Annotated in this window: 24 protein-coding genes and 1 other RNA gene; 19 read left to right on the top strand and 6 right to left on the bottom strand. The window is 67.4% G+C overall.

From position 1 onward, the window contains the following. The first annotated feature begins 101 nt into the window (after positions 1-101). From hflK to H512_RS0105480, 4 genes are all read left to right on the top strand, one after another. Positions 102-1220 (top strand): FtsH protease activity modulator HflK, encoded by a 1119-nt coding sequence (hflK, locus tag H512_RS0105465; protein ID WP_026782610.1) that lies wholly within the window; start codon positions 102-104, stop codon positions 1218-1220. Next, the gene (hflC, locus tag H512_RS0105470) at positions 1220-2134 is read left to right on the top strand and encodes a protease modulator HflC (RefSeq protein WP_026782611.1); all 915 of its coding nucleotides are present in this window, start codon (positions 1220-1222) and stop codon (positions 2132-2134) included. Before hflK ends, hflC begins: the two co-directional genes overlap by 1 nt. 7 nt (positions 2135-2141) lie before the next feature. Continuing rightward, on the top strand, positions 2142-2330 hold the full coding sequence (locus H512_RS0105475) for a DUF2065 domain-containing protein (protein WP_026782612.1): 189 nt from the start codon (positions 2142-2144) through the stop codon (positions 2328-2330). A 188-nt stretch (positions 2331-2518) separates the two neighbouring features. Continuing rightward, positions 2519-4024: a DegQ family serine endoprotease gene (locus H512_RS0105480; protein ID WP_036790208.1), complete on the top strand. Its 1506-nt coding sequence runs from the start codon at positions 2519-2521 to the stop codon at positions 4022-4024. A gap of 77 nt (positions 4025-4101) precedes the next feature. Here the strand turns inward: H512_RS0105480 and H512_RS0105485 are convergent, their stop codons facing one another. The 3 genes from H512_RS0105485 to H512_RS0105495 are packed head-to-tail and all read right to left on the bottom strand — an operon-like array spanning position 4102 to position 7261. Next, entirely contained in the window at positions 4102-5115 is a 1014-nt protein-coding gene (locus H512_RS0105485) for a DUF4424 domain-containing protein (protein WP_026782614.1), read from the bottom strand. Beyond that, positions 5112-5906 carry a thymidylate synthase gene (locus H512_RS0105490; protein WP_026782615.1) on the bottom strand — a complete coding sequence of 265 codons (795 nt, stop codon included), beginning with the start codon at positions 5904-5906 and terminating at the stop codon, positions 5112-5114. Before H512_RS0105490 ends, H512_RS0105485 begins: the two co-directional genes overlap by 4 nt. A 32-nt stretch (positions 5907-5938) precedes the next feature. After that, positions 5939-7261: a chloride channel protein gene (locus H512_RS0105495; protein WP_026782616.1), complete on the bottom strand. Its 1323-nt coding sequence runs from the start codon at positions 7259-7261 to the stop codon at positions 5939-5941. A gap of 109 nt (positions 7262-7370) precedes the next feature. On the opposite strand from H512_RS0105495, the gene ssrA reads away from it, so the two are divergent. The 5 genes from ssrA (at position 7371) to H512_RS0105515 (ending at position 9732) form a co-directional block, all read left to right on the top strand. Continuing rightward, positions 7371-7740: a transfer-messenger RNA gene (gene ssrA, locus H512_RS26235) on the top strand. Between the two features lie 142 nt (positions 7741-7882). Beyond that, the gene (locus H512_RS0105500) at positions 7883-8476 is read left to right on the top strand and encodes an SspB family protein (RefSeq protein WP_026782617.1); all 594 of its coding nucleotides are present in this window, start codon (positions 7883-7885) and stop codon (positions 8474-8476) included. 4 nt (positions 8477-8480) lie between these two features. Continuing rightward, positions 8481-8693 carry a DUF4169 family protein gene (locus H512_RS0105505; protein ID WP_026782618.1) on the top strand — a complete coding sequence of 71 codons (213 nt, stop codon included), beginning with the start codon at positions 8481-8483 and terminating at the stop codon, positions 8691-8693. Then, positions 8690-8929, top strand: coding sequence for a ribbon-helix-helix domain-containing protein (locus tag H512_RS0105510; RefSeq protein ID WP_026782619.1), 240 nt, complete (start codon positions 8690-8692; stop codon positions 8927-8929). Before H512_RS0105505 ends, H512_RS0105510 begins: the two co-directional genes overlap by 4 nt. Before the next feature lie 14 nt (positions 8930-8943). Then, a complete protein-coding gene (locus H512_RS0105515) occupies positions 8944-9732 on the top strand; it encodes a TSUP family transporter (protein ID WP_026782620.1) in 789 nt (262 codons plus the stop codon). Positions 9733-9831: 99 nt separating this feature from the next. On the opposite strand, the gene serB is transcribed toward H512_RS0105515, so the two are convergent. Next, a complete protein-coding gene (gene serB / locus H512_RS0105520) occupies positions 9832-10722 on the bottom strand; it encodes a phosphoserine phosphatase SerB (RefSeq protein ID WP_026782621.1) in 891 nt (296 codons plus the stop codon). A 12-nt stretch (positions 10723-10734) separates the two neighbouring features. Here serB and miaA point away from each other — a divergent pair, with 12 nt between their 5' ends. From miaA to H512_RS0105550, 6 genes are all read left to right on the top strand, one after another. Continuing rightward, on the top strand, positions 10735-11664 hold the full coding sequence (gene miaA, locus H512_RS22660) for a tRNA (adenosine(37)-N6)-dimethylallyltransferase MiaA (protein ID WP_036790211.1): 930 nt from the start codon (positions 10735-10737) through the stop codon (positions 11662-11664). Positions 11665-11917: 253 nt separating this feature from the next. Further along, positions 11918-13684, top strand: coding sequence for an acetolactate synthase 3 large subunit (locus tag H512_RS0105530; RefSeq protein ID WP_036790216.1), 1767 nt, complete (start codon positions 11918-11920; stop codon positions 13682-13684). Then, positions 13684-14235, top strand: a complete 552-nt coding sequence (locus H512_RS0105535) for a hypothetical protein (RefSeq protein WP_026782623.1) — start codon at positions 13684-13686, stop codon at positions 14233-14235. The genes H512_RS0105530 and H512_RS0105535 overlap by 1 nt, the downstream gene beginning before the upstream one ends. 13 nt (positions 14236-14248) lie before the next feature. Next, complete coding sequence (gene ilvN / locus H512_RS0105540; RefSeq protein ID WP_036790219.1) at positions 14249-14830, top strand: acetolactate synthase small subunit; 582 nt, start codon at positions 14249-14251, stop codon at positions 14828-14830. After that, positions 14830-15489, top strand: a complete 660-nt coding sequence (locus H512_RS25615; protein ID WP_053239593.1) for a VOC family protein — start codon at positions 14830-14832, stop codon at positions 15487-15489. The genes ilvN and H512_RS25615 overlap by 1 nt, the downstream gene beginning before the upstream one ends. Positions 15490-15554: 65 nt before the next feature. Beyond that, a complete protein-coding gene (locus H512_RS0105550; RefSeq protein WP_026782625.1) occupies positions 15555-16304 on the top strand; it encodes a pyridoxine 5'-phosphate synthase in 750 nt (249 codons plus the stop codon). 36 nt (positions 16305-16340) lie between these two features. On the opposite strand, the gene H512_RS0105555 is transcribed toward H512_RS0105550, so the two are convergent. Continuing rightward, complete coding sequence (locus H512_RS0105555; RefSeq protein WP_026782626.1) at positions 16341-17054, bottom strand: aspartate/glutamate racemase family protein; 714 nt, start codon at positions 17052-17054, stop codon at positions 16341-16343. Positions 17055-17214: 160 nt separating this feature from the next. Between H512_RS0105555 and H512_RS0105560 the strand changes: the two genes are divergently transcribed. Together H512_RS0105560 and H512_RS22670 are read left to right on the top strand one after the other, a co-directional pair. Beyond that, the gene (locus H512_RS0105560; protein ID WP_026782627.1) at positions 17215-17679 is read left to right on the top strand and encodes an Lrp/AsnC family transcriptional regulator; all 465 of its coding nucleotides are present in this window, start codon (positions 17215-17217) and stop codon (positions 17677-17679) included. A 151-nt stretch (positions 17680-17830) separates the two neighbouring features. Further along, a complete protein-coding gene (locus tag H512_RS22670; RefSeq protein WP_053239594.1) occupies positions 17831-19480 on the top strand; it encodes a methyl-accepting chemotaxis protein in 1650 nt (549 codons plus the stop codon). A gap of 83 nt (positions 19481-19563) precedes the next feature. Here the strand turns inward: H512_RS22670 and fumC are convergent, their stop codons facing one another. Beyond that, positions 19564-20961, bottom strand: a complete 1398-nt coding sequence (gene fumC, locus H512_RS0105570; RefSeq protein ID WP_245585358.1) for a class II fumarate hydratase — start codon at positions 20959-20961, stop codon at positions 19564-19566. Between the two features lie 263 nt (positions 20962-21224). Here fumC and H512_RS0105575 point away from each other — a divergent pair, with 263 nt between their 5' ends. Both H512_RS0105575 and ilvC read left to right on the top strand, forming a co-directional pair. Then, positions 21225-21878 (top strand): TetR/AcrR family transcriptional regulator, encoded by a 654-nt coding sequence (locus H512_RS0105575; protein WP_026782629.1) that lies wholly within the window; start codon positions 21225-21227, stop codon positions 21876-21878. Positions 21879-21956: 78 nt separating this feature from the next. Then, positions 21957-22976 (top strand): ketol-acid reductoisomerase, encoded by a 1020-nt coding sequence (ilvC, locus tag H512_RS0105580; RefSeq protein WP_026782630.1) that lies wholly within the window; start codon positions 21957-21959, stop codon positions 22974-22976. Positions 22977-23170 lie beyond the last annotated feature (194 nt).

The following is a 23170-nucleotide window of genomic DNA, read 5'->3' on the forward strand; positions in this document are numbered from 1 at the left end:
CCGCCGCCCCGCACCCCAAATGGCGTTTGATCTGTGCGTTGATGAGGGCGGCGTCGCCCCCTATGATCGCCGTACAAGCAACTCAAGGAGGACAGGACCCTATGCCCTGGAGCAATCAGAGCGGCGGCGGCGGATGGAAAGGCGGCGGCAACGGACCTTGGGGTCAGCCGCCCAGGGGGCCGCAGGGCGGCGGGGGCAACGAGCCGCCGGATCTCGAGGAACTGCTCCGGCGCGGCCAGGACAAGATTCGCCATCTCCTTCCCGGCGGCGGCCGGCCCGGATCGGGCGAGCCGACGGGCCTGTTGACGGCACTGCCGCTGATCGCGGTGGCCGCCGTCGGCTTCTGGCTCTACCAGAGCATCTACGTGGTCCAGCCGGACCAGGTGGGCGTCGAGCTGTTCTTCGGCAAGGTCAAGCCGGAGCTGAACGAGCCGGGCATCCATTTCGCCTTCTGGCCGGTCGAGCAGGTGGAAACGCCGGCCATCCTCAAGGAAAACCAGGAAGTGCTCGGCGGCGGAGCCGGTGGCGGCGCCGATTCGATCATGCTGTCGGGCGACCAGAATCTGGTCAGCGTCGAGTTCTCGGTGCTCTGGCGCATTGCCGACCCCGTCAAGTATCTGTTCCGCGTCGCTGATCCGCCGGAGATCGTCCGCAAGGTGTCGGAATCGGTGATGCGCGAAGTGGTCGGCCGTACCCGTGCCGACGAGTTCCGCACCACCGGCCGCGAGGCGGCCCAGACGGCGGTGCGCGAGCGCGTGCAGCAGACGCTCGACGCTTACGACGCGGGCATCTCGATCACTGCCGTCAACGTCACCCGCGCCGACCCGCCGCTTGAGGTGCAGGACGCCTTCGGCGAGGTGCAGCGCGCCCAGCAGGACCAGGACAAGTTCAAGCAGGACGCCCAGGCCTATGCCAACAAGCGGCTCGGCGAGGCGCGCGGCGAGGCGTCGCAGATCCGCGAGGGTGCGCTCGGCTACCGCGATCAGGTGATCGCCGAGGCGACCGGTGGCGCGCAGCGCTTCACCTCCGTCTACGAGCAATACATCAAGGCGCCCGACATCACGCGCGAGCGCATCTACCTCGAAACCATGGAGGGTGTGCTGTCGAAGACCAACAAGGTGCTTCTGGACAGCGGTTCCACCCAGGGCGTGCTGCCCTACCTGCCGCTGCCCGAGATCGGGCGGCCGACGACCCCCTCCAGCACGGGAGCCGCCCAGTGATGCGCACGATTGCCTTGCCCTTCGTCCTGATCGCCTTGGCTGTCCTCGCGCTGATCGTCTATTCGTCGACCTTCATCGTCACCGAACGCGACCAGGCCATCCAGCTCCGCTTCGGCGAGATCCAGCGGGTGATCACCCAGCCCGGCATCTACTTCAAGCTGCCGACCAACATGGTCGATACCGTGCAGATCGTCGACAAGCGCCTCAACACGCTGGAGATCGACAACAACGTCGTGCAGGTGCGCGACAGCCGGCAGTATGTGGTCGACGCCTTCGCCGCCTACCGCATCGTCAACGCCAGGGCCTTCCGCGAAAGCGTCACCGGCAACATGGCGCTGGCCGAGACACGCATCAAGACCCGCCTCGATTCGGCGCTGCGCCGCGTCTACGGCACGCGCTCGTTCGGCGACGCGTTGTCCGAGGAACGGGCGGCGATGATGCGCGAGGTGGCGGAATTCGTCCGGCCGGAGGCGGCCAACCTCGGCATCGACATCGTCGAGCTGCGCATCCGCCGCACCGAGCTGCCCAACAACGTGCTGGAGCAGACCTACGACCGCATGCGGTCGGAGCGTCTGGCCGAGGCGGCCGAATTGCGCGCCGAAGGCACGCAGGAAGCCGCCCGCATCCGTGCCGAGGCCGACCGTCAGGCGACGGTGCTTTTGGCCGAGGCGCGGCGCGACGCCGACATCCTGCACGGCGAGGGCGACGCCGAGCGCAACCGCATCTTCGCGGAGGCCTATGGCGCCGACAAGGGCTTCTTCGAGTTCTACCGCTCGATGCAGGCCTACGCGACCTCGCTCGCTTCGGGCACGACCATGCTGCTCAAGCCGGACTCGGAGTTCTTCCGCTTCTTCAAGGGCCCGTCCGGGATGGTGGCCAGCGAGGCGGCGCCGGCCGCCAACGCTCTGCCGTGAGGTCGTCTTGAACGACTTCCTTGTTGCCGTCGGCCTGATGGCCGTCATCGAGGGGCTGCTTTACGCGGCAGCCCCTCAAGTCATGCGCAAAGGGCTCCGCCAGCTCCTCCAGACCTCCGATTTCTGGCTGAGGACCGGCGGGATCATCGCCATGGCGGCGGGCGTCGCCATCGTCTGGGCGGTGCGGGGCGGCTGACGCTCCGCCATGGAGTCGTTCCGGCGCAATCCGGGGCCGGAACTGCTCCGTTTTGTTTTTACGCAATTCCTGACGGAAAAGTGTTCGCCCCTACCCTGGAGTTGTATTGGTGTGGGGTTTGTCTCCATCCGGGAAACGGATTATGACTGCGCCGGGTGTGCTCAGGCTCTAGTGAAGGAAGACCGGACATGGTCTCAGGAAACAGGACGGTGCGCGGCACCAGGCGGGGTCTTGCGGCTGCCATGCTGGCGGCGGCGCTGGCGTTTGCCGGGCCGGCATCGGCCGAGCAGGGACCGGATTCGGTCGCCGATCTCGCCGAGAAGCTGATCGGGGCGGTGGTCAACATCTCGACGACCCAGACGGTGGCCGAGACGCGACAGGTGCCACTGCCGCAGGTGCCGGAGGGCTCGCCCTTCCAGGACTTCTTCAACGAGTTCTTCGACAAGAACGGCCGCAATGGCGACAACGGCGGCGGCGACGAGGGCGGCAGCGACGAGGGCGGCGATCCGCGCAAGGTGCAGTCGCTCGGCTCGGGCTTCGTCATCGATCCCTCGGGCATCATCATCACCAACAACCACGTGATCGAGGATGCCGACGAGATCGTCGCCAACTTCTCCGACGGCTCCAAGCTGAAGGCCGAGCTGGTCGGCCGCGATGCCAAGACCGACCTCGCGGTGCTGCGCGTCAAGCCCGACAAGCCGCTGACCGCCGTGAAGTTCGGCGACAGCGAGCACATGCGCGTCGGCGACTGGGTGATGGCGATCGGCAATCCGTTCGGCCTCGGCGGCACGGTGACCACCGGCATCATCTCGGCGCGCAACCGCGACATCAATTCCGGCCCCTACGACAACTACATCCAGACCGACGCCGCCATCAACCGCGGCAATTCCGGCGGCCCGCTGTTCAACGAGACGGGCGAGGTGATCGGCATCAACACCGCCATCATCTCGCCGTCCGGCGGCTCGATCGGCATCGGCTTCGCCATTCCCTCGGAGATCGCCGTCAGCGTCGTCGATCAGTTGCGCGAGTTCGGCGAGACCCACCGCGGCTGGCTCGGCGTCAACATCCAGGAGGTCACCGACGACCTCGCCGAAAGCCTCGGCATCGACAAGCCGCAGGGCGCGCTGGTGGCCGGCGTCACCGAGGGCGGGCCGGCGGCGGTGGCCAGGATCGAGCCGGGCGACGTCATCGTTGCCTTCGACGGCCATCCCATCAAGGCCATGCGCGAGCTGCCGCGCCTCGTCGCCAACACGGCGGTGGGCAAGGAGGTGGACGTCACGCTGATCCGCAAGGGCAAGGAGCTGAACCTGCCGGTCAAGCTCGGCCGCCTCGAGGAGAGCGAGACGGTGGCGGCGAAGGCCGAGGAAGCGCCGCCCGAGCCGCCGAAGGACGAGAAGAAGATCATCGGCCTGACGCTCGGTCAGCTCGACGATGCCGCCCGTCAGAAGCTCAGCCTCAACGCCGAGGTGAAGGGCGTGGTGGTGACCGACGTCGATCCGGCGAGCCCGGCCGCCGACAAGGGCATCGCGGCCGGCGACATCATCGTCGAGGTGGCGCAGGAGGAAGTGCTGTCGCCCGAGGACGTCGCCAAGACCGTCGACAGGCAGAAGGCGATGGGGCGCAAGTCGGTGCTGCTCCTGGTCTCCAACGCCGGCGGCGACCTGCGCTTCGTGGCCATCAAGATCGATCGCTGAGGCAAGTTCCTTCGCCAAAGGACAGCGGCCGGTCCCTGATGGGGCCGGCCGCTTGTCATTGGGGAAGGGGCGGCCGTTCAGTCGGTCGGGCGCCGCACCAGCGCGATGTCGATGTCGCGCTCGGGGTAGAAATCGTCGGCGGTCAGCTCGAAGGTGGTCGGGCCGGTCTTCCTGACGCCGTCGCCGCAGAAGGACACCAGCGTGTCGGCGTCTCCCTTGTCGACCGTCAGGTGAAAGCGGCCGATGGTGCCGCCCCAGTTGGCGCCGGTGGTGAGCACGTAGGATATCCAGCTTTCCTGGAGATAGGACTCCTCGGCTTTAGCGGCGTCGAGGCGCCTGGACACCGCCTTGACGAAAGCATCGTCGAAGCAGAAGCGCTGCTTCTCCCGCTCGAACGCCTCGCCGGTGAACGGAGCGTTGTCGTCGTAGCCGACGAAGTTGAGGCCGGCCGAAGCGCCGACGCTCGGCGTGTAGCGGTGGGCGACCTTCAGGTCGCGGCCGGCCGGGAAGGTGGTGCGCCACCAGTAGGTGGTCTTCAGCTTCCACATCGGCACGTAGTCGGTCTTCCAGCCGCTGCCGTCGTCATAGTCCATGGGCACGACGATGCCGCGCTCGATCCAGTCGGCGAGAAGGTCTTTCGGCAGGGCGGCCAGCGCCTGGGCCGTGGCGTCGCCGAACGGCAGTAGCGGCACGGCGTGCGCCGCGAGGTCGCCGGTGATCTCGACGTCGGCGGCGAAGGCATGGCGGTCGATGGCCGGCGTCACCGGCTGACCGTCGATCGCCACCGAGAAGTTCATGAAGTTGTCGGAGTCCGGATTGGGGACCGACACCATGAAATCGCCGCTGCCCTCGACGTCCGGCATCGGGAAGGCGACCACCGCCGTGCGGTCCTGCTGGCCTTCGTTGTGGAAGACGTAGTCGACGCGCACTTCCTTCGGGGAGATGTAGAGATCCTCGCTCCGCATGCTGACGTTGTCGGCGGCGACGAAGGTCAGCCCGCCGGCCGCCAATTCAGCCATGGTGTCGTTGGCGCGGGCGGCAATGGGCAGCGCCGCCAGCGCGGCGGCTCCGAAGGCGGCGAGACGGTTCATACGGCGACCTCGGCCTTGATGTGCGGATGCGGATCATAGCCCTCGATCGCCACATGCTCGAAGCGGAAATCGCGGATGTCGGTTATCCCTTCGGCGAGCGTCAGGCGGGGCAGGGGGCGCGGCGCCCGCGTCAGCTGGAGGCGGGCCTGGTCGAGATGGTTGCGGTAGAGGTGAGCATCGCCGAGCGTGTGGACGAACTCGCCGGGCTTGAGGCCGGTCGCCTCGGCCATCATGGCGGTGAGCAGTGCGTAGGAGGCGATGTTGAAGGGCACGCCGAGGAAGACGTCGGCCGAGCGCTGGTACATCTGGCAGGAAAGGCGGCCGTTCGCCACGTAGAACTGGATCAGCAGGTGGCAGGGCGGCAGCGCCATCTTCGGCACGTCGGCCGGGTTCCAGGCGGTGACGATCAGCCGGCGCGAGTCGGGCGTGCGGCGGATCGCCTGTTGCACCTCGGCGATCTGGTCGATGGTGCCGCCGTCCGGCGTCGGCCAGGAACGCCACTGGTGGCCGTAGACCGGGCCGAGGTCGCCGCGCTCGTCGGCCCATTCGTCCCAGATGGAAACGCCGTTGTCCTTCAGATACCTGATGTTGGTGTCGCCCTGGAGAAACCAGATCAGCTCGTGGACGATCGACTTGACGTGCAGCTTCTTGGTGGTGAGCAGAGGGAAGCCGGCGGCGAGGTCGAAGCGCATCTGGTGGCCGAATACCGACAGCGTGCCGGTGCCGGTGCGGTCCTCCTTGGGCGTGCCGGTGTCGAGGATGAGCTTCAGGAGATCGAGATATTGCTGCATGGCCGTCCGCCGCTTGAACTGGGGCGACGAGCTTAACCGGAGTCGGACGGCGAGTCAGCCTTTGGCGGGGCGGCGAAGTTGCGGGCGAGGGCGTGATAGACGCCCTCCGGCGCGATCAGGCTGGATGTCTTGCCGGCGATCAGCGCCACCAGCATCAGCGGCAGCAGCATGGCGTGGTTGAGCGTCATTTCCTGGACGATCACCACCGAGGTCAGGGGCGCCTGCACGACGCCGGCCAGATAGGCGCACATGCCGAGCAGGGCGATGGCGGCGGCCGCGTCGACGTCGATCAGGCGGGCGACGTCGAGGCCGATGCCGGCGCCGATCGACAGCGACGGCGAGAAGATGCCGCCGGGAATGCCCGACAGCGTCGAGGCCAGAGTGGCGACCAGCTTGGCCGGACCGTACCAGAGGCTGATGCCGGACGGCGTCTCGTGGATGGCGGCGCGCGCCGCCTCGTATCCGGTGCCGCCGATATCGCTGCCCGAGGCGAAGCCGGCCAGGGCGACGACAAGGCCGAGGAGGGCGGCAGTCACCACCGGCCGGCGGCGGATGAAGGCGCCGGCCCGGCCGGGCAGGCCGCGCGACCAGACGACATTGAGGCGGTTGAACAGGCCGCCGAGCGCGCCGCCGACCACGGCGACGACGGGAATGGCGATCCAGGCGACGCCCGGCGCCAGCGTCAGATAGGACGAGCCGAAATAGGTGTAGTCGCCGAGCAGCGCCTGCGCCGTCAGGCCGGCCAGCATCACCGTCATGATGACGATGCCGCTCGCCCGGCTGTCGAACGACCGGCTCAGTTCCTCGATGGCGAAGACGATGCCGGCAAGTGGCGTGTTGAAGGCGGCGGCGACGCCGGCCGCGCCGCCGGCCAGCAGCAGCGACGAGCGGTGGATCGAGGCGACCCGTCCCGCCGCCTGCATGATGGCGGCGCCGACCTGCACCGTCGGCCCTTCCCGGCCAAGCGAGCCGCCGGCCAATAGGCCCAGCAGCATCAGGAGGATCTTGCCGCCGGCGATTTTGAGCGACACGAGATGTCCCGAAGATTCGCCGGCGGGCAGCTTGCGGGCGGCGATCACCTGGGGAATGCCGCTGCCCTGCGAGCCGGGAAACAGCCGGCGGGCGAGAAAGCAGGACAGGGCGAAGCCGGCCGGCGTCGCCAGCAGCGGCAGCCAGGGCAGGGCCGCCACCCCGGCCCGGAAGCTGGCCTGCGCCAGGTCGGCGGCACGCGCCATCAGCACGGCGGCGACGCCGACGCCGATGCCGCCGGCCAGAAACAGCATCTGGCGGCGCAGGCGCGTCGCCTCGACGCGGGAATAGCGGGCGTAGACTTTCGGCCGATGCAGTCGCGGCATGGACGGGCGTTCCGGTGCGTTGCGTCGGCGCTTCTATCCGCCCGGAAGCGGCGGCCCGTCAAGGCGGGATGCACGGCGGCATCCCGCTCTGGGGACGGATCGTTCGCCGCCCCTTCACAGGCGGCCCGCTTCACCCTATATGTCTTGGTGCCGGAGCAATCCGGCTATGGTGATAAACGGACTGCGCAATAAACCATTCGGACCCGGGGGCGGTACCCGGCGCCTCCACCCAAGACCTTGCGAGCCATCGATGATGGGCAAGGGCTTCGGCGGGGGCGAAATAGGATCGACGGGGGCGTAAAGGCGGCTCTTTCACTCGGCATTGTACCACCGTTATCGGGCTAAACCTATAGTTGCGAATGACAACTATGCTCCGGTGGCCGTCGCCGCGTAATGCGGTGCCCAAACTGGGAATCAAGTCCTGAGGGGTAGCACTTTCAGGCGGGGTCCGGAGGCACCTGGCAACAGAAGCCTCCACTCAATCCCAACCATATGGTTTCATGTCACACGCGTCCGGCTTCGCGCCGCGAAGGCGTTTACACTCTTGCGCCCGATGCACTAGACTGTCGGGCAGGCGAAGCGGCCGGGCCGGCCGCCCATGACCATCAAGGCGGAGCCTCAATGCCCAAGGACATGATCCGTTACGACGTTCTGGCTCAGGAGGCCTTCCGCGGGCTGGTGAAGAAGGTGCTGACTGAGGTGGCGCACGCCGGCCTGCCGGGCGAGCATCATTTCTACATCATCTTCGACACGCGGGCGCCGGGCGTGCGCATTTCCGCCCGCCTCAAGGAGCGCTATCCCGACGAGATGACCATCGTCATCCAGCACCAGTACTGGGAGCTGGTGGTGGGCGAGACCAGCTTCGAGATCGGCCTTTCCTTCTCCGGCGTGCCGGAAAAGCTGGTGGTTCCCTTCGCGGCCATCCGCGGCTTCTTCGATCCCTCGGTGGAATTCGCCGTGCAGTTCCCGCTCGTCGACGAGAGCGGCAACGCCGCCGACGTGACCGAGGACGGGCCGGTGAAGGCGATCGGTCCGGCGAGCGGCGCGCCCAAGGCGCCGCGTCCGGCCGCCAAGGCACCGGCCGCCGACAAGCCGGCCAAGGCCGACAAACCGGCGAAGGCCGACGCGCCGAAGCCGGCCGCCGAGGACAAGCCGGAGGATGGCGACAAGCCGCCGACCGTGGTTTCCCTCGACGCCTTCCGCAAGAAGACCTGAGGCCATGGGCGACCTCGTCAACCTTCGCCGGGCGCGCAAGGATCGCGACCGCCGTCGCCGCGAGGACGAGGCGGCGGAGAACCGCGTCAAGTTCGGCCGCGGCAAGGTGGAGAAGCTGACGGCCAAGGCGCAGGACGCGCTGGAGGCGCGGCGGCTCGACGGCCATCGCCTCAACGCCCCCGCCGATCCGGAGACGCCACCGGACTCCCGGACATGAACGCCAAGCGGTCGCTGTCACTGGCCGGCCACCGGACCAGCCTCGCCCTGGAACCGGAGTTCTGGGCGGCGGCCGAGCGGCTGGCCGGTCAGCGCGGGCAAAGCCTTTCCGCCTTCATCCTCGACATCGATCGGACGCGTGGCGCCCGCAACCTCGCAAGCGCCGTGCGCGTCGCCGTGCTCGCTCATCTCAGCGCCGCCGCCTCTTCCCCAGAGCGCGCCGTTTCTCCCTCCTGATCCCGAGTTTCATCTTGGTTGACCTGTCCCTGCATCTTCTGACGGCGCTGTTCTTCGCTGCCTTCGTCGCCGGCTTCATCGACTCGATCGCCGGCGGCGGCGGCCTGATCACCGTGCCGGCGCTGATGCTGGCGGGGTTCACGCCGATCCAGTCGCTCGGCACCAACAAGCTGCAGGCGCTGTTCGGTTCGGCCTCGGCCACCCTCGGCTATGCGCGGGCGGGGCAGGTCGATCTCCGATCGCAATTGCCGATGGCGCTGATGTCGGCCGGCGGCGCCGTGCTGGGGGCCTTGCTGGCCACCGTGCTGCCGGGGGACTGGCTGCAGATCGCCATGCCGGTGATGCTGATCGCCATCGCCGTCTATTTCGCCTTCAAGCGCGGCCTCAACGACCAGGATCGCCACGCGCGGATGACGCCTTTCCTGTTCACGCTGACCTTCGTGCCGGCCATCGGCTGGTACGATGGCCTGTTCGGTCCGGGCACCGGCTCGTTCTTCATGCTGGGCTTCGTGTCGCTGGCCGGCTTCGGTCTCCTCAAGGCGACGGCGCATACCAAGATGCTCAATTTCGCCAGCAATATCGGCAGTTTCTTCGTGTTTCTCGCGTCGGGCGTCATCTTCTGGAAGCCCGGCCTCGTCATGGGCGCCGGCCAGTTCCTCGGCGCGCAGATCGGCTCGCGCCTCGCCGTGCGGGGCGGGGCGAAGATCATCCGGCCGCTGCTGGTGATCACCTGCATCGGCCTCGCCATCCGGCTGCTCGCCGACCCGACCAATCCCGTGCGGATGTGGGTGCTGGGAGGCTAGAGCAATTCCAGCAAAAGTGGGAACCGGTTTTGCGTCCGGAATTGCGTCTAATCAAATAGATAGAGCGTTTCCGGTGAACCGGGCTTCACCGGAAACGCTCTAGATCGCCGCGAACTCGTCGCGAGCGTAGCCCTGCAAATAGAGCACGGCGGTTAGGTCGCCGTAGCGGATCGACACCTCGGCGGCCGCCGCCACCTTGGGCTTGGCGTGATAGGCGATGCCGAGGCCGCTGTCGTTGATCATGTCGAGATCGTTGGCGCCGTCGCCGATCGCCAGCGTCTCGTGATGGGCGAGGCCGCGCGCCTGCCTCAACTCGCGTAGCGTCGCCAGCTTGGCCGCCTTGCCGAGGATCGGCTCGGCGACGCGGCCGGTAAGCCGGCCGTCCTCGGTGATCAGGCAGTTGGAGCGGTGCTCGTCGAAGCCGATCAGCTCGCGGATGTGCCCGGTGAACAGGGTGAAGCCGCCGGAGACCAGAGCCGTGTAGGCGCCGTGCGCCCGCATGGTGGCGATCAGCTCGCGGCCGCCCGGCGTCAGGGTGATGCGCTCAGCCAGCACCTCCTCGACCACATCGGCGGAGAGACCCTTCAGCAGGCCGACGCGCTCGCGCAGCGCCGGCTCGAAGGCGATCTCGCCGCGCATCGCCCGCTCGGTGATGGCGGCGACATGCTCCTTGAGGCCGACGAAGGCGGCCAGCTCGTCGATGCATTCCTGGCCGATCATCGTGCTGTCCATGTCGGCGACCAGCAGCTTCTTGGCGCGCCCCTCGGCGGGCAGCACGGCGAAATCGACCGGTGCATCGCCGATCACTTCGGCCATGCGGCGGCCCGCCTCGTCGCGGGACAGCGAGCCGTCGACGGCGATATCGGCGGCAATCCCGGCATCCAGCACCCGGTTGCCCCCGCCGCCCAGCGCCCGCGACACGCCGGCGATCAGCCCTTCCGTCACTTGCGGATCGGCCGGAGATGAGACAAGCGTGGCGACGAGCGACATGGGAGGCTCCAGGTGACGACCGAGACGGCAGAAAGACGCGCGGTTCTGATAGCCGGCCCGACGGCCAGCGGCAAGTCGGCTCTGGCGCTGGCCATCGCCGAGCGCTGCGGCGGCGTGGTGATCAATGCCGATTCGATGCAGGTCTATCGCGAACTCAGCATCCTGACGGCCCGGCCGACGGCCGAGGACGAGGCGCGCGCGCCGCACCGCCTCTACGGCCACGTGGCGAGCGGTGACGGCTATACCGTCGCCCGCTATCTCGACGATCTCGAACGAGCGCTTCTGGAAACGGCCGGCCGGCCGGCGGTGGTGGTCGGTGGCACCGGGCTCTACTTCAACGCCATGACGCTAGGGCTCTCCGACGTGCCGCCGGTCGACGAACGGGTGCGCGGCTTCTGGCGCGAGCGGGCGAAGACGATGAGCGCCGGCGCCCTGCATAAGGAACTCGCCGTCGTCGATCCGGTGCTGCACGGCCGCCTGCATCCGCACGATACCCAGCGCATCCTCCGGGCGCTGGAGGTAGCCGACAGCACGGGACGGCCGCTGTCCGACTGGCAGGCGAAGCGGTCAGCGCCGCTCCTCGCCGGCGGCATCCGGATCGTCATGGCGCCCGACCGGGCGTGGCTGCACGAGCGCATCGACGAGCGCTTCCGGGGAATGGCGGCGGAGGGCGGCCTCGACGAGGCGCGGGCGTTTGCCGCCCTCCATCTCGATCCGGGGCTGCCGGCCATGAAGGCGATCGGCGTGCCGGAAATGATGGCGGCGGCACGGGGCGACATGCCGCTCGACGAGGCCGTCGAGGCGGCGGTGACGGCGACGCGGCAATATGCCAAGCGGCAGGAAACCTGGTTCCGCAACCAGATGGCCGACTGGCGGCGCGTCGATCCGGCAGCACGACATTTTCTTGCCGTGGCCGACGACGTGGCGCAACGAATGAAATAGGCTCTTGACCGATCCGCCGGCCGCCGCTAGGTTGCCGACCAATCCGGGGTGGTCCCGGCCGAACCAGAGGGCGATATGCGTTTCCTCTCCGTAGTACTTAGATGGCGCACCGTGGCGGAGGTCTCTTCCTGAGGCCTGCCGGTCAGTCATGGTGCGCGGAAATCGGGTCCCTTTTCGGGGCCTTTTTTATTACCTGAACTAACGCAGCAAACAGCCCCCGGAACGACGGGACGAAAGCTTGAGGTAACAGGCGATGACACGGCAGATGACAGGCGCGGAAATGGTCATCCAGGCGCTGATCGACCAGGGCGTCGACACCATTTTCGGTTACCCCGGCGGCGCGGTGCTGCCGATCTTCGACGAGCTGTTCCAGCAGGAGGAGGTCCGCCACATCCTCGTCCGCCACGAGCAGGGCGCCGGACACGCCGCCGAGGGCTATGCCCGCTCCACCGGCAAGGTCGGCGTGGCGCTCGCCACCTCCGGCCCCGGCGCCACCAACATGGTGACGGCGCTGACCGACGCGCTGCTCGATTCCATCCCCATGGTCTGCATCACCGGCCAGGTGCCGACGACGCTGATCGGCACCGACGCCTTCCAGGAGGCCGACACCGTCGGCATCACCCGGCCCTGCACCAAGCACAACTGGCTGGTCCGCCGCATCGAGGACCTGCCGGCCATCCTGCACGAGGCGTTCCGCATCGCCACCACCGGCCGCCCCGGCCCGGTTCTGGTCGACATCCCCAAAAACATCCAGTTCCAGACCGGCACCTACGAGAACTGCAAGGGCAAGGCGCTGACGCAGTATCATCCGGCGGTGAAGGGCCCGGAGGCCGCCATCCGCGAGGCGGTCGAGCTGATGGCCGCCGCCAAGAAGCCGATCCTCTACACCGGCGGCGGCGTCATCAACTCCGGTCCGAAGGCGGTGGCGCTCTTGCGCGACCTCGTCAAGCTGACCGGCTTCCCGATCACCTCGACGCTGATGGGCCTCGGCGCCTATCCGGCCTCCGGCAGGAACTGGCTCGGCATGCTCGGCATGCACGGCACCTACGAAGCCAACCTCGCCATGCACGACTGCGACGTGATGGTCTGCATCGGCGCCCGCTTCGACGACCGCATCACCGGCCGCATCGACGCCTTCTCGCCCAAATCGAAGAAGATCCACATCGACATCGACCCGTCGTCGATCAACAAGAACGTCGTGGTCGACCTGCCGATCGTCGGCGACGTCGGCAGCGTGCTGGAAGACCTGATCGCCGCCTGGACGGCCCGCAAGCCGATGCAGGACAAGGCGGCGCACGCCGCCTGGTGGAAGCAGATCGACGGCTGGCGGGCGAAGAGGTGCCTCACCTACCGCCCGTCGGCCGAGGCGATCATGCCGCAATACGCCATCGAGCGCCTCTACGCGCTGACCAAGGATCGCGACACCTACATCACCACCGAGGTGGGCCAGCATCAGATGTGGGTGGCGCAGTATTACGGCTTCGAGGAGCCGAACCGCTTCATGACCTCGGGCGGCCTCGGCACCATGGGCTACGGCCTGCCGGCGGCCATCGGCACCCAGCTCGCCCATCCCGGCGCGCTGGTGATCGACGTCGCCGGCGACGCCTCGATCCAGATGAACATCCAGGAGCTGTCGACGGCGGTGCAGCACAATGCGCCGGTCAAGGCGTTCATCCTCAACAACCAGTACATGGGCATGGTCCGCCAGTGGCAGCAACTGCTGCACGGCAACCGGCTCAGCCATTCCTACGTCGATTCCCAGCCCGACTTCGTGCGCCTCGCCGAGGCTTACGGCGCGGTCGGCATCCGCTGCTCCAAGCCCGCCGACCTCGACGACGCCATCGAGGAGATGATCCGCATCGACCGGCCGGTGCTGTTCGACTGCCACGTCGTCAGCCTCGCCAACTGCTTCCCGATGATCCCCTCGGGCAAGGCGCACAACGAGATGCTGCTCGGCACCGACGTCACCGACGAGGAGATCGAGACGGCGATCGGCGCCGCCGGCAAGGTCCTGGTGTAATGCCCGATCTGACAATCATAAAGGACTCGGCGGATATCGCCACGCCGATTATCTTCGGGCTGGCGACGCTCTACTTTGCCTGGAAGGCCTTTGTTTATGATCGGGAGCAGATTCAAGCGGCGAGAGAAGCCGACATCTGCTCCTGGAGTGAAAAGTGCCTGAAAGCTCTGTGCTCCGCTGAAGGCCTTTGTGAATTGTCGGATCAAATGCTGGATGAGATGGGCTGGCTCAATCGCAAGAGCGAAGTGCTTGGCGAGTTATCTGCCTTGGTTGATTATGGGCGCCTATATTTTCCGAATGTCGTCGACGGTCGCTTTGGCCTCCACAAAGAAGTGGCCTATCAAGGCGTTCGTCAGCCGATTCTTGACCATCTAGTGGATGCGCACAGGATAGTTTTGCGGTCTCGCTTCCGCTCTGGGGAGGGGCACCAACAGCGCAAGTCTATCGTAGAACAGCGTCGGGCCTTCATCTCAAGAGTGTATGAACAGATCAATCCACACCGCCGCCTGGGCTTCCTCAAGCGCGAAGCGGTCTTGAAAGATAGCAACTGAAACGAGCTCAATCATGATGATCGTCGCAGGTCAGTCACAGTCCGCCTACTTCCTCGAAGAGGAGCTTCCCTCCACCGAGCGCAGCCATACGCTGTCGGTGCTGGTCGACAACGAGCCGGGCGTCCTCGCCCGCGTCGTCGGCCTGTTCTCCGGCCGCGGCTACAACATCGAAAGCCTTACCGTCTCGGAGATTGAGCACGCGAGCCACATGTCGCGCATCACCATCGTGACGACCGGCCGGCCGCCGGTCATCTCGCAGATCATGCACCAGCTCGGTCGGCTGGTGCCGGTGCACAAGGTGGTCAACCTTACCTGGGCCGGCGACGCGCTGGAGCGCGAGCTGGCCTTGATCAAGGTGTGTGGCAAGGGCGAGATCCGCGACGAGGCGCTGCGCCTCGCCCAGGCCTTCAACGCCCGCATCGTCGACGCGACGCTCGACTCCTACGTGTTCGAGATCACCGGCGCGCCGGCCGACATCGACCGCTTCGTCGGCCTGATGAAGGACTGCGGCCTCGTCGAGCTGGCCCGCACCGGCCTTGCGGCGCTGTCGCGCGGCCGGAACGGCATCACGAGCGCTCCGGCCGTCGCCGGCTGATGGCGGGGCTCGAACTCGATCACCTGCTGGTCTTCGTCGACCGGACGGAGGCGGCGCCGGGCGGCGCCGTCTTCGATCGCCTGAAGGCGCTCGGCCTGGAGCCGTCGTTCGCGCGCCGGCACGTGGGGCAGGGGACGGCCAACCTCTGCTATTGCTTCGACAACGCCTATCTCGAACTGCTCTTCGTCGCCGATGCGGACGAACTGGCCGCCTCGCCGCTCAACCGCGCCGGCCTTGCCGCCCGTTCGGCTTGGCGGACAACCGGCGCCTCGCCCTTCGGCATCGCCTGCCGCGGCGGTCCGCCGCCGGGCGAGCGCTGGACCTATCGCATCCCGGATTTCCCGCCCGGCGTCTCCATCGCCGTGTCGGCGGACAGCGACGACCCGGCGATGCCGCTGGTCTTCTCCTCGCCGGGCGACGCGTCGCCCATAGCCTGGACCGACGGCCGGGCGGGGCGGCGGCAGGCGACGGCCGGCTTCTCCCGCCTGACGATCGAGCGCCTGAAGCTGCCGGCGCTGCCGCCGGCCGGCGGCGCGCTCGACGGCTTCCACCGGGCGGGACTGATCCAGGTGCTGGAGATCGCCGGCGGCGAGCCGGAACTGCTGATCGGCCTTGAGCCCGGCCGGCGCTTGCGCCTGCCGTCGTTTGCGGCCGCCTGAGGTCGCTTGTGCGGTGAGGGCGGGCAGATTATCGTCGCGGCTTCCGCACTCCCGGGCCGCCCGCGATGAACCACGCCAAGCTCTCCGTCAACGTCAACGCCATCGCCCACCTGCGCAACCGGCGCGACCTGCCGTGGCCGTCGGTGGCCGGCCTCAGCCGCATCGCGCTCGAAGCTGGCGCCGCCGGCATCACCGTGCATCCCCGCCCCGACGAGCGGCACATCCGCCGCACCGACGTCTTCGCGCTCCAGGAGATGCTGCGGACCGACTGGCCGGGCCGCGAATACAACATCGAGGGCTATCCGACCGAGGAATTCCTGACGCTCTGCGCGGCGGCCCGACCCGATCAGGTGACGCTGGTGCCCGACATGCCCGGCCAGAACACCTCCGACCACGGTTGGGACGCCGTCACCCACCAGTCCTTTCTCACGGACGTCGTGCGACGCATCCAGAGCCAGGGCATGCGCGCCTCGATCTTCATCGACGCCGATCCGACGCAGGCCGCCGCCGCCGCGCTCACCGGCGCGCGCCGCATCGAGATCTACACCGGCCCCTACGGCCACTGTTTCGACCCTGCCGAGCAGCGGGCGCGGCTCGAAGAGGTGGCGATCACCGCCGATGCCGCGGTGAAACTCGGCATGGCCGTCAACGCCGGCCACGACCTGACGCTCGACAACCTGCCACCGCTGGTGAAAAGGACGCCGCATATCGCCGAGGCGTCGATCGGCCACGCGATCATCGCCGATTGCCTGATCCACGGCATGGCCGAGACGGTGCGCCGCTATCGCGCCGCCCTCGGCGATGCCGACGCCTGAACGACACCGCGCAAGGGCGTCGCCGGGGTGGCCGCGCTATTCGGCGGCGGCCTTGGTCTCATCCCCGAGCGCGAAGTCGATGGCGGCGGCCACATGGATCGCCGTGCTATCGAAGCCGGGCAGCGGCAGCGCCGCCGGGTCGAGCAGCAGGCAGATTTCCGTGCAGCCGAGGATGACGGCGTCGCAGCCATCGTCCTTCGCCTTCTCGATCAGCGTGAGAAAGGCGGCGCGCGAGGCGTCGCGGACGGTGCCGGCGCATAGCTCGTCGAAGATGACGTCGTGGACGATGGCGCGACCGACCTCGCCGGGCGTCGTCAGCGCGAGGCCGTGGGCGGCCATGCGGCGGGCGTAGAAGCCCTCTTCCATGGTGTAGCGGGTGGCGAGCAGCAGCGGCCGGCGGGCGCCGGCGGCGACGATCGCCTTGGCCGTTTCGTCGATGATGTTGATGAGCGGCACCCGCACGGTGGCCGCCACCTCGTCGGCGACGAGGTGCATGGTGTTGGTGCAGATCAGCAGGCAGTCGGCGCCGGCCCGTTCGAGCCCCCGCGCCGCCTTGCCGAGCCGGTCGGCGGCGGCGTCCCAGCGGCCGGCCTTCTGCAAGTCGACGATGGTCTGGAAATCGACCGACCGCAGCAGGATCTCGGCCGAATGCAGGCCGCCGAGGCGGGCGCGCACCGCCTCGTTGATCGTCTTGTAGTAGACGGCGGTGCTCTCGAAGCTCATGCCGCCGATGAGGCCGATGGTGCGCATGGAAAACTCCCTGTCGTGATGGCCGATCATAGCGCCGCCCGCCCGCCCGGCGTTTGCGTCGTTCGGCGTGCGACAAACCGAAGCCGCAAGTTTGTAGCGCGATGTGAAGTTATTGTGCAATATCGGTGCGCCATATGACCGGATGAAAGGAATCGACGGCATGCTCGACGAACGCGACCGCAAGCTCCTGGAGCTGCTGCAGCAGGACGCCGGCCTGTCGGTGGCCGATCTCGCCGACCGCGTGGCGCTGTCGGTGTCGGCCTCATCGCGGCGCATCCAGCGGCTCGAAGCCGAGGGCTACATCGCCCGCCGCACGGTGGTGCTCGACCGCGGCCGGCTCGGCGTGCCGACCACCGTCTACGCGCTGATCCGCACCGCCCATCACTCGGCCGAGTGGATGGAGCGATTCGCCGCGGTCATCTCCGACATTCCCGAGGTGGTGGAGGCGCACCGGCTCACCGGCAACGTCGACTACATCCTGAAGTTGGCGCTGCCGCGCGTCGAACATTACGACGTCATCTACAAGAAGATCATCCGCAAGGTAGAGTTGTTCGACGTTTCGGCTTCAATTTCTATGGAGACTTTGAAGGACGGGGCGCCGTTGCCCGTAGACTATGCGATCTGATGCCCGCCGCCGCGCCATTTGCCTGTTTTTGCCGCCGCCGAAGCGGACCTAGATATTTTCTTAACTGAAGCCGTCTAACGTTAAGAAATTCCGGGCGTATGTGTGGGAGGTATGCATGGCCCTAAAAAATATGCGGATTTCACTCAAAATAGTGATTTCCCTGGCTTCCATCATCATCTTTTCGCTGGCCGCCATCTTCTACGCGGCCGAAAACATGATGAAGCTCAACGCCGAACAGGCGCAGTTCATCGATCGCGACGCGCAGTCGAGCCTGCTCAGCAAGGAGATCGAGGGAACGGCCTACCGGCTGAACACCACCCTCTACCGGCTGATCACCACCTTCGACAGCGAGCAGCTCGACAAGCTCACCGCCGAAATCCAGAATGCCGAGCCGCAGTTCCGTTCGGTGATCGACAACATCCGCGCCCGCCGGGGCGATCTGGCGGCCGATCTCGATGCCATCGCCGCACCGCTCGGCGAATTGTTTGCCAAGACCAAGGAGGTGGTCGAGGCGGCCAAGCTGATGGACGCCGGCCACGGCCGCGAGGTGATCTCCGGCGAGGTGGAGCCGCGCATCGACGCCATCCTGCAAGCCACCGACAAGTTGCAGTCAACCATCGAGGCGCAGCTCGTCGCCAACCGGGCGGCGCTCAACGACGAGGCCAACTCCACCGTCGAGATCATGGCGGCGATGGTCGGCGGCGGCCTGCTGGCCGGCCTCCTGGTGGCGCTCGCCATCTCGCAGGTCGGCATCTCCGCGCCGATCCGCCGCCTGTCGGCCACCATGTCGCTCTACGCCAAGGGCGAGTTCTCCGACGCGCCGCAGGGCACCGAGCGCAAGGACGAGATCGGCGCCATGGCGCGGGCGCTCGCCGTGTTCCGCGACAACGGTGTCGAGGCCGAGCGGCTGCGCGAGCAGCAGCGCGACGCCGAGGCGGCCCGCGAGCGCGACCGGCACGCCCTCCTGGCCGAGCTGGCCAGCGACTTCGAGGGCACCATGGGCGGCGTGGTCGAGGCGGTCGGCAAGGCGGCCGTCGAGATGAACCAGGGCGCCTCGTCCTTGCAGACGGCCACCGAGCGCACGGCGTCCACCGCCCGTTCCGTTTCGGCCTCGTCGCAGGTGATGTCGCAGAACGTGCAGGAAGTATCGGCGGCGGCCGGCCAGATCTCCTCGTCGATCGAGGACATCTCGCGCCAGGTGGAAAGCGCCAAGGGCATCGCCGAGGAAGCCGGCACCCAGGCGACGCAGACGGCGACCATCGTCGGCGACCTCAGCCAGGCGACGCACCGCATCGGCGAGGTGGTGAGCCTGATCACCTCGATCGCCGACCAGACCAACCTCCTTGCCCTCAACGCCACCATCGAGGCGGCGCGGGCCGGCGAGGCGGGCCGCGGCTTTGCGGTCGTCGCCGGCGAGGTGAAGGCGCTGGCCGGCCAGACGGCCAAGGCCACCGAGGAGATCTCCGGCCACATCTCGACGGTACAGGACGTCACCGACCGGGCGGTGAAGGCGATCAACCGCATCTCCACGACCATCGGCGAGATCAAGTCGGTGAGCGTCACCATGTCGGCGTCGATGCAGGAGCAGATGGCGGCGACGCAGGCCATCGTCCACAACGTCGCCTATGCCGCCTCCGGCGCGCAGGAGGTGTCGGGCGGCATCAACGGCGTGGCCGAGACCGCCCAGACGTCGGGCAGCGCCGTCGCCACCATCTGCGAGATGTCGGATGTGCTGATGAAGACTGTCGACCGGCTGAAGGCCAAGTCGACGGAGTTCGCGACGCGCATCCGCGTGGGGTGAGCGACAGCGCTTGAAACACATACGAAAGGCCGGGGCGTCGTGAGACGCTCCGGCCTTCGGCTTTCAGCGGCTGTGCTGATCGATCATTCCGGGCCGATCATCCGCTCCGGCCGGACCAGGGCGTCGAACTCGGCGTCGGTGACGTAGCCGCCGCCGACCGCTTCCTCGCGCAGGGTGGTGCCGTTCTTGTGGGCGGTCTTGGCGATCCTGGCGGCGATGTCGTAGCCGACCTTGGGGGCGAGCGCGGTGACCAGCATCAGCGAACGGTTCAGCGCCGCCTTGATGTTGTCCTCGCGCGGCTCGATGCCGACGACGCAGTTGTCGGTGAAGGAAACGGCGGCATCGGCGAGCAGCGTCACCGATTGCAGGAAGTTGTAGGCCATCACCGGATTGTAGACGTTCAGCTCGAAATGGCCCTGGCTGCCGGCGAAGGTCAGCGCCGAATGGTTGCCGAACACCTGCACGCAGACCATGGTCAGCGCCTCGCATTGCGTCGGGTTGACCTTGCCCGGCATGATCGACGAGCCCGGCTCGTTCTCGGGCAGCGACAATTCGCCGAGGCCGGAGCGCGGGCCGGAGCCGAGGAGGCGGATGTCGTTGGCGATCTTGAACAGGCTCGCCGCCACCGTGTTGAGGGCGCCGTGGCTCATCACCATGGCGTCGTGGGCGGCCAGCGCCTCGAACTTGTTGGGCGCCGAGGTGAAGGGATGGCCGGTCAGCTCGGCGACGCGGGCGGCGATCTTCTCGGCAAAGCCCTTGGGCGCATTGAGGCCGGTACCGACGGCGGTGCCGCCCTGGGCGATCTCCATCAGCATCGGCAGCGTCATCTCGATGCGCTTGATGCCGTTCTCCACCTGCCTGGCGTAGCCGGAGAATTCCTGCCCGAGCGTCAGGGGCGTGGCGTCCTGCGTGTGCGTCCGGCCGATCTTGATGATGTCGGCCCAGGCCCGCGCCTTGTCGTCGAGCGCCGCGTGCAGGTGGCGGAGCGCCGGCAGCAGCTTCTCGATCACCTCGGTGGCCGCCGCGATATGCATGGCGGACGGATAGGTATCGTTCGACGACTGGCTCATGTTGACGTGGTCATTGGGATGCACCGGCGTCTTGGAGCCGAGCGTGCCGCCGAGCAGCTCGATCGCCCGGTTGGAGATCACCTCGTTGGCGTTCATGTTGGTCTGGGTGCCGGAGCCGGTCTGCCAGACGACCAGCGGGAAGTGGGCGTCGAGCTTGCCGTCGATCACCTCCTGCGCCGCCGTGACGATCGCCTCGCAAAGCTGCGGATCGAGCTTGCCGAGGTCGCGATTGACCTCGGCGGCGGCACGCTTCAGCACGCCGAGCGCCCGCACGATGGAATGCGGCTGCTTCTCCCAGCCGATCCTGAAGTTGCCCAGCGAGCGCTGCGTCTGGGCGCCCCAGTACACGGAGCTGTCGACATCGACGGGGCCGAAGGTGTCGGTTTCGATACGGGTGGACAATCGAGTGATCCCTGTGGCTGCGGCGGTGGCGGGCGGTGGGGCGCCGGGGCGAGTTGCGGTCGCATGGATTCGCGCCCGAAGCCTCAACTTCCGGTTTTGCGCCCAGCGGGAACGCAAAACCACCACCCACTTTTGCGCGACATGCTTAGGCGATTTTTATCGGCGATTCCACCATGCCTAAGGAGTAATGCGGAGGTTTCACGACAATTTGGCCGGTCTTGACAGCCGGGGGGCGGCGAACTAGAACATCTGGAACCGTACCGTACGGTACATTGAGCGTCGACAGAGCGAGTCCCGTGGTGACCGAGTCCTTCACCCCCCGCCAGAATGCCGTGCTGGAATGCGCGCTTCAATTGCTGGTCGCCGGCGGCGAGCGGGCGTTGACCACGGCCGGCCTGGCGCGGGCCGCCAACTGCTCCAAGGAAAGCCTCTACAAGTGGTTCGGCGACCGCGACGGTCTGCTCGCCGCGATGATCACCTATCAGGCCAGCAAGGTGAGGACGCCGGGGCCGCGCGAGACCATGGCGACGCCCGACGACTTCAGCCGCAGCCTCGCCGTGTTCGCCGAGGACCTGATCGGCGTGCTGTCGGGCGAGGTGTCGCTGGCGCTCAATCGCCTGGCCATCGGCCAGGCCGACCGCGACGGCGCCCGGCTCGGCGCGCTGGTGCGCGAGCACGGCCGGCTGCCGATCGAGATGCGCGCCCGCGCCCTCCTGGAGCTTGGCCGGCGGCACGGCTATGTGCACTTCGCCGACACCCACGAGGCCTACGAGACGCTCTACGGCCTGATCGTCCGCGACAGCCACGTGCGGATGCTGCTGGGCGAGCCGCCCGTCGGCCTGTCCGACGACCGGCCGCAGCGGGCGCGGCTGGCCATCGCGCAGTTTTTCCGTCTCTACGGGCACGGCGCCCAGGACACCGAGTAACCCCCGTTTCACCAGTGAACCGACGACCGGCGGGGACCGGCCGTTCCAAGAACGCCAGCGGCGAGGAAGGACAACAACATGCGCGTCTATTATGATCGTGATGCCGATCTCAATCTGATCAAGGGCAAGAAGGTGGTGGTGGTCGGCTACGGCTCGCAGGGCCGGGCCCACGCCCTCAACCTCAAGGACTCCGGCGTGAAAGACATCGTCATCGCCCTGCGTCCGGGCTCGGCGACGGCCAAGAAGGTCGAGGCCGACGGCCTGAAGGTGATGTCGGTGGCCGAGGCCGCCAAGTGGGGCGACTTCCTGATGATCGCCACGCCGGACGAGTTGCAGGCCGACATCTACCGCGACGAGATCGCCCCCAACATCCGCGACGGCGCCGCCATCGCCTTCGCCCACGGCCTCAACGTCCACTTCGGCCTGATCGAGCCGAAGGCGACCCTCGACGTGGTGATGATCGCCCCGAAGGGCCCCGGCCATACGGTGCGCGGCGAGTACCAGAAGGGCGGCGGCGTGCCCTGCCTCGTCGCCGTGGCGCAGAACGCCTCCGGCAACGCCCTGGAACTGGCGCTCTCCTACGCCTCGGGCGTCGGCGGCGGTCGCTCGGGCGTCATCGAGACCACCTTCAAGGAAGAGTGCGAGACCGACCTGTTCGGCGAGCAGGTCGTGCTGTGCGGCGGCCTCGTCGAGCTGATCCGCAACGGCTTCGAGACGCTGGTCGAGGCCGGCTACGCGCCGGAGATGGCCTATTTCGAGTGCCTGCACGAGGTGAAGCTGATCGTCGACCTGATCTACGAGGGCGGCATCGCCAACATGAACTACTCGATCTCCAACACCGCCGAGTGGGGCGAGTATGTCTCCGGTCCGCGCATCATCACGTCCGAGACCAAGGCCGAGATGAAGCGGGTGCTGAAGGACATCCAGTCGGGCAAGTTCACCTCCGAATGGATGCAGGAATACAAGGCCGGCGCCGCCCGCTTCAAGGGCATCCGCCGCAACAACGACGCCCACCAGATCGAGGCGGTCGGCGAGAAGCTGCGCGCCATGATGCCGTGGATCGCCAAGAACAAGCTGGTCGACAAGGCCCGCAACTGATCGCCCCGGCGATCCACGCCTTCGGACTTGCGGAGAACGGCAGGTCGCTAGGCAGGATTGGCAATAGGTTAATTATCTTAAGTTGCAATAAACAACGCCGGAGAGCCTAGGGCACTCCGGCGTTTTCGTTTGTTGGTTGAGAAAATTTTCCCAGACACCGGCATGGGCGGAAGATCTGCGCCCTTATGAATTTG

The organism is Pleomorphomonas koreensis DSM 23070, assembly GCF_000425185.1.
Lineage (GTDB): Bacteria > Pseudomonadota > Alphaproteobacteria > Rhizobiales > Pleomorphomonadaceae > Pleomorphomonas > Pleomorphomonas koreensis.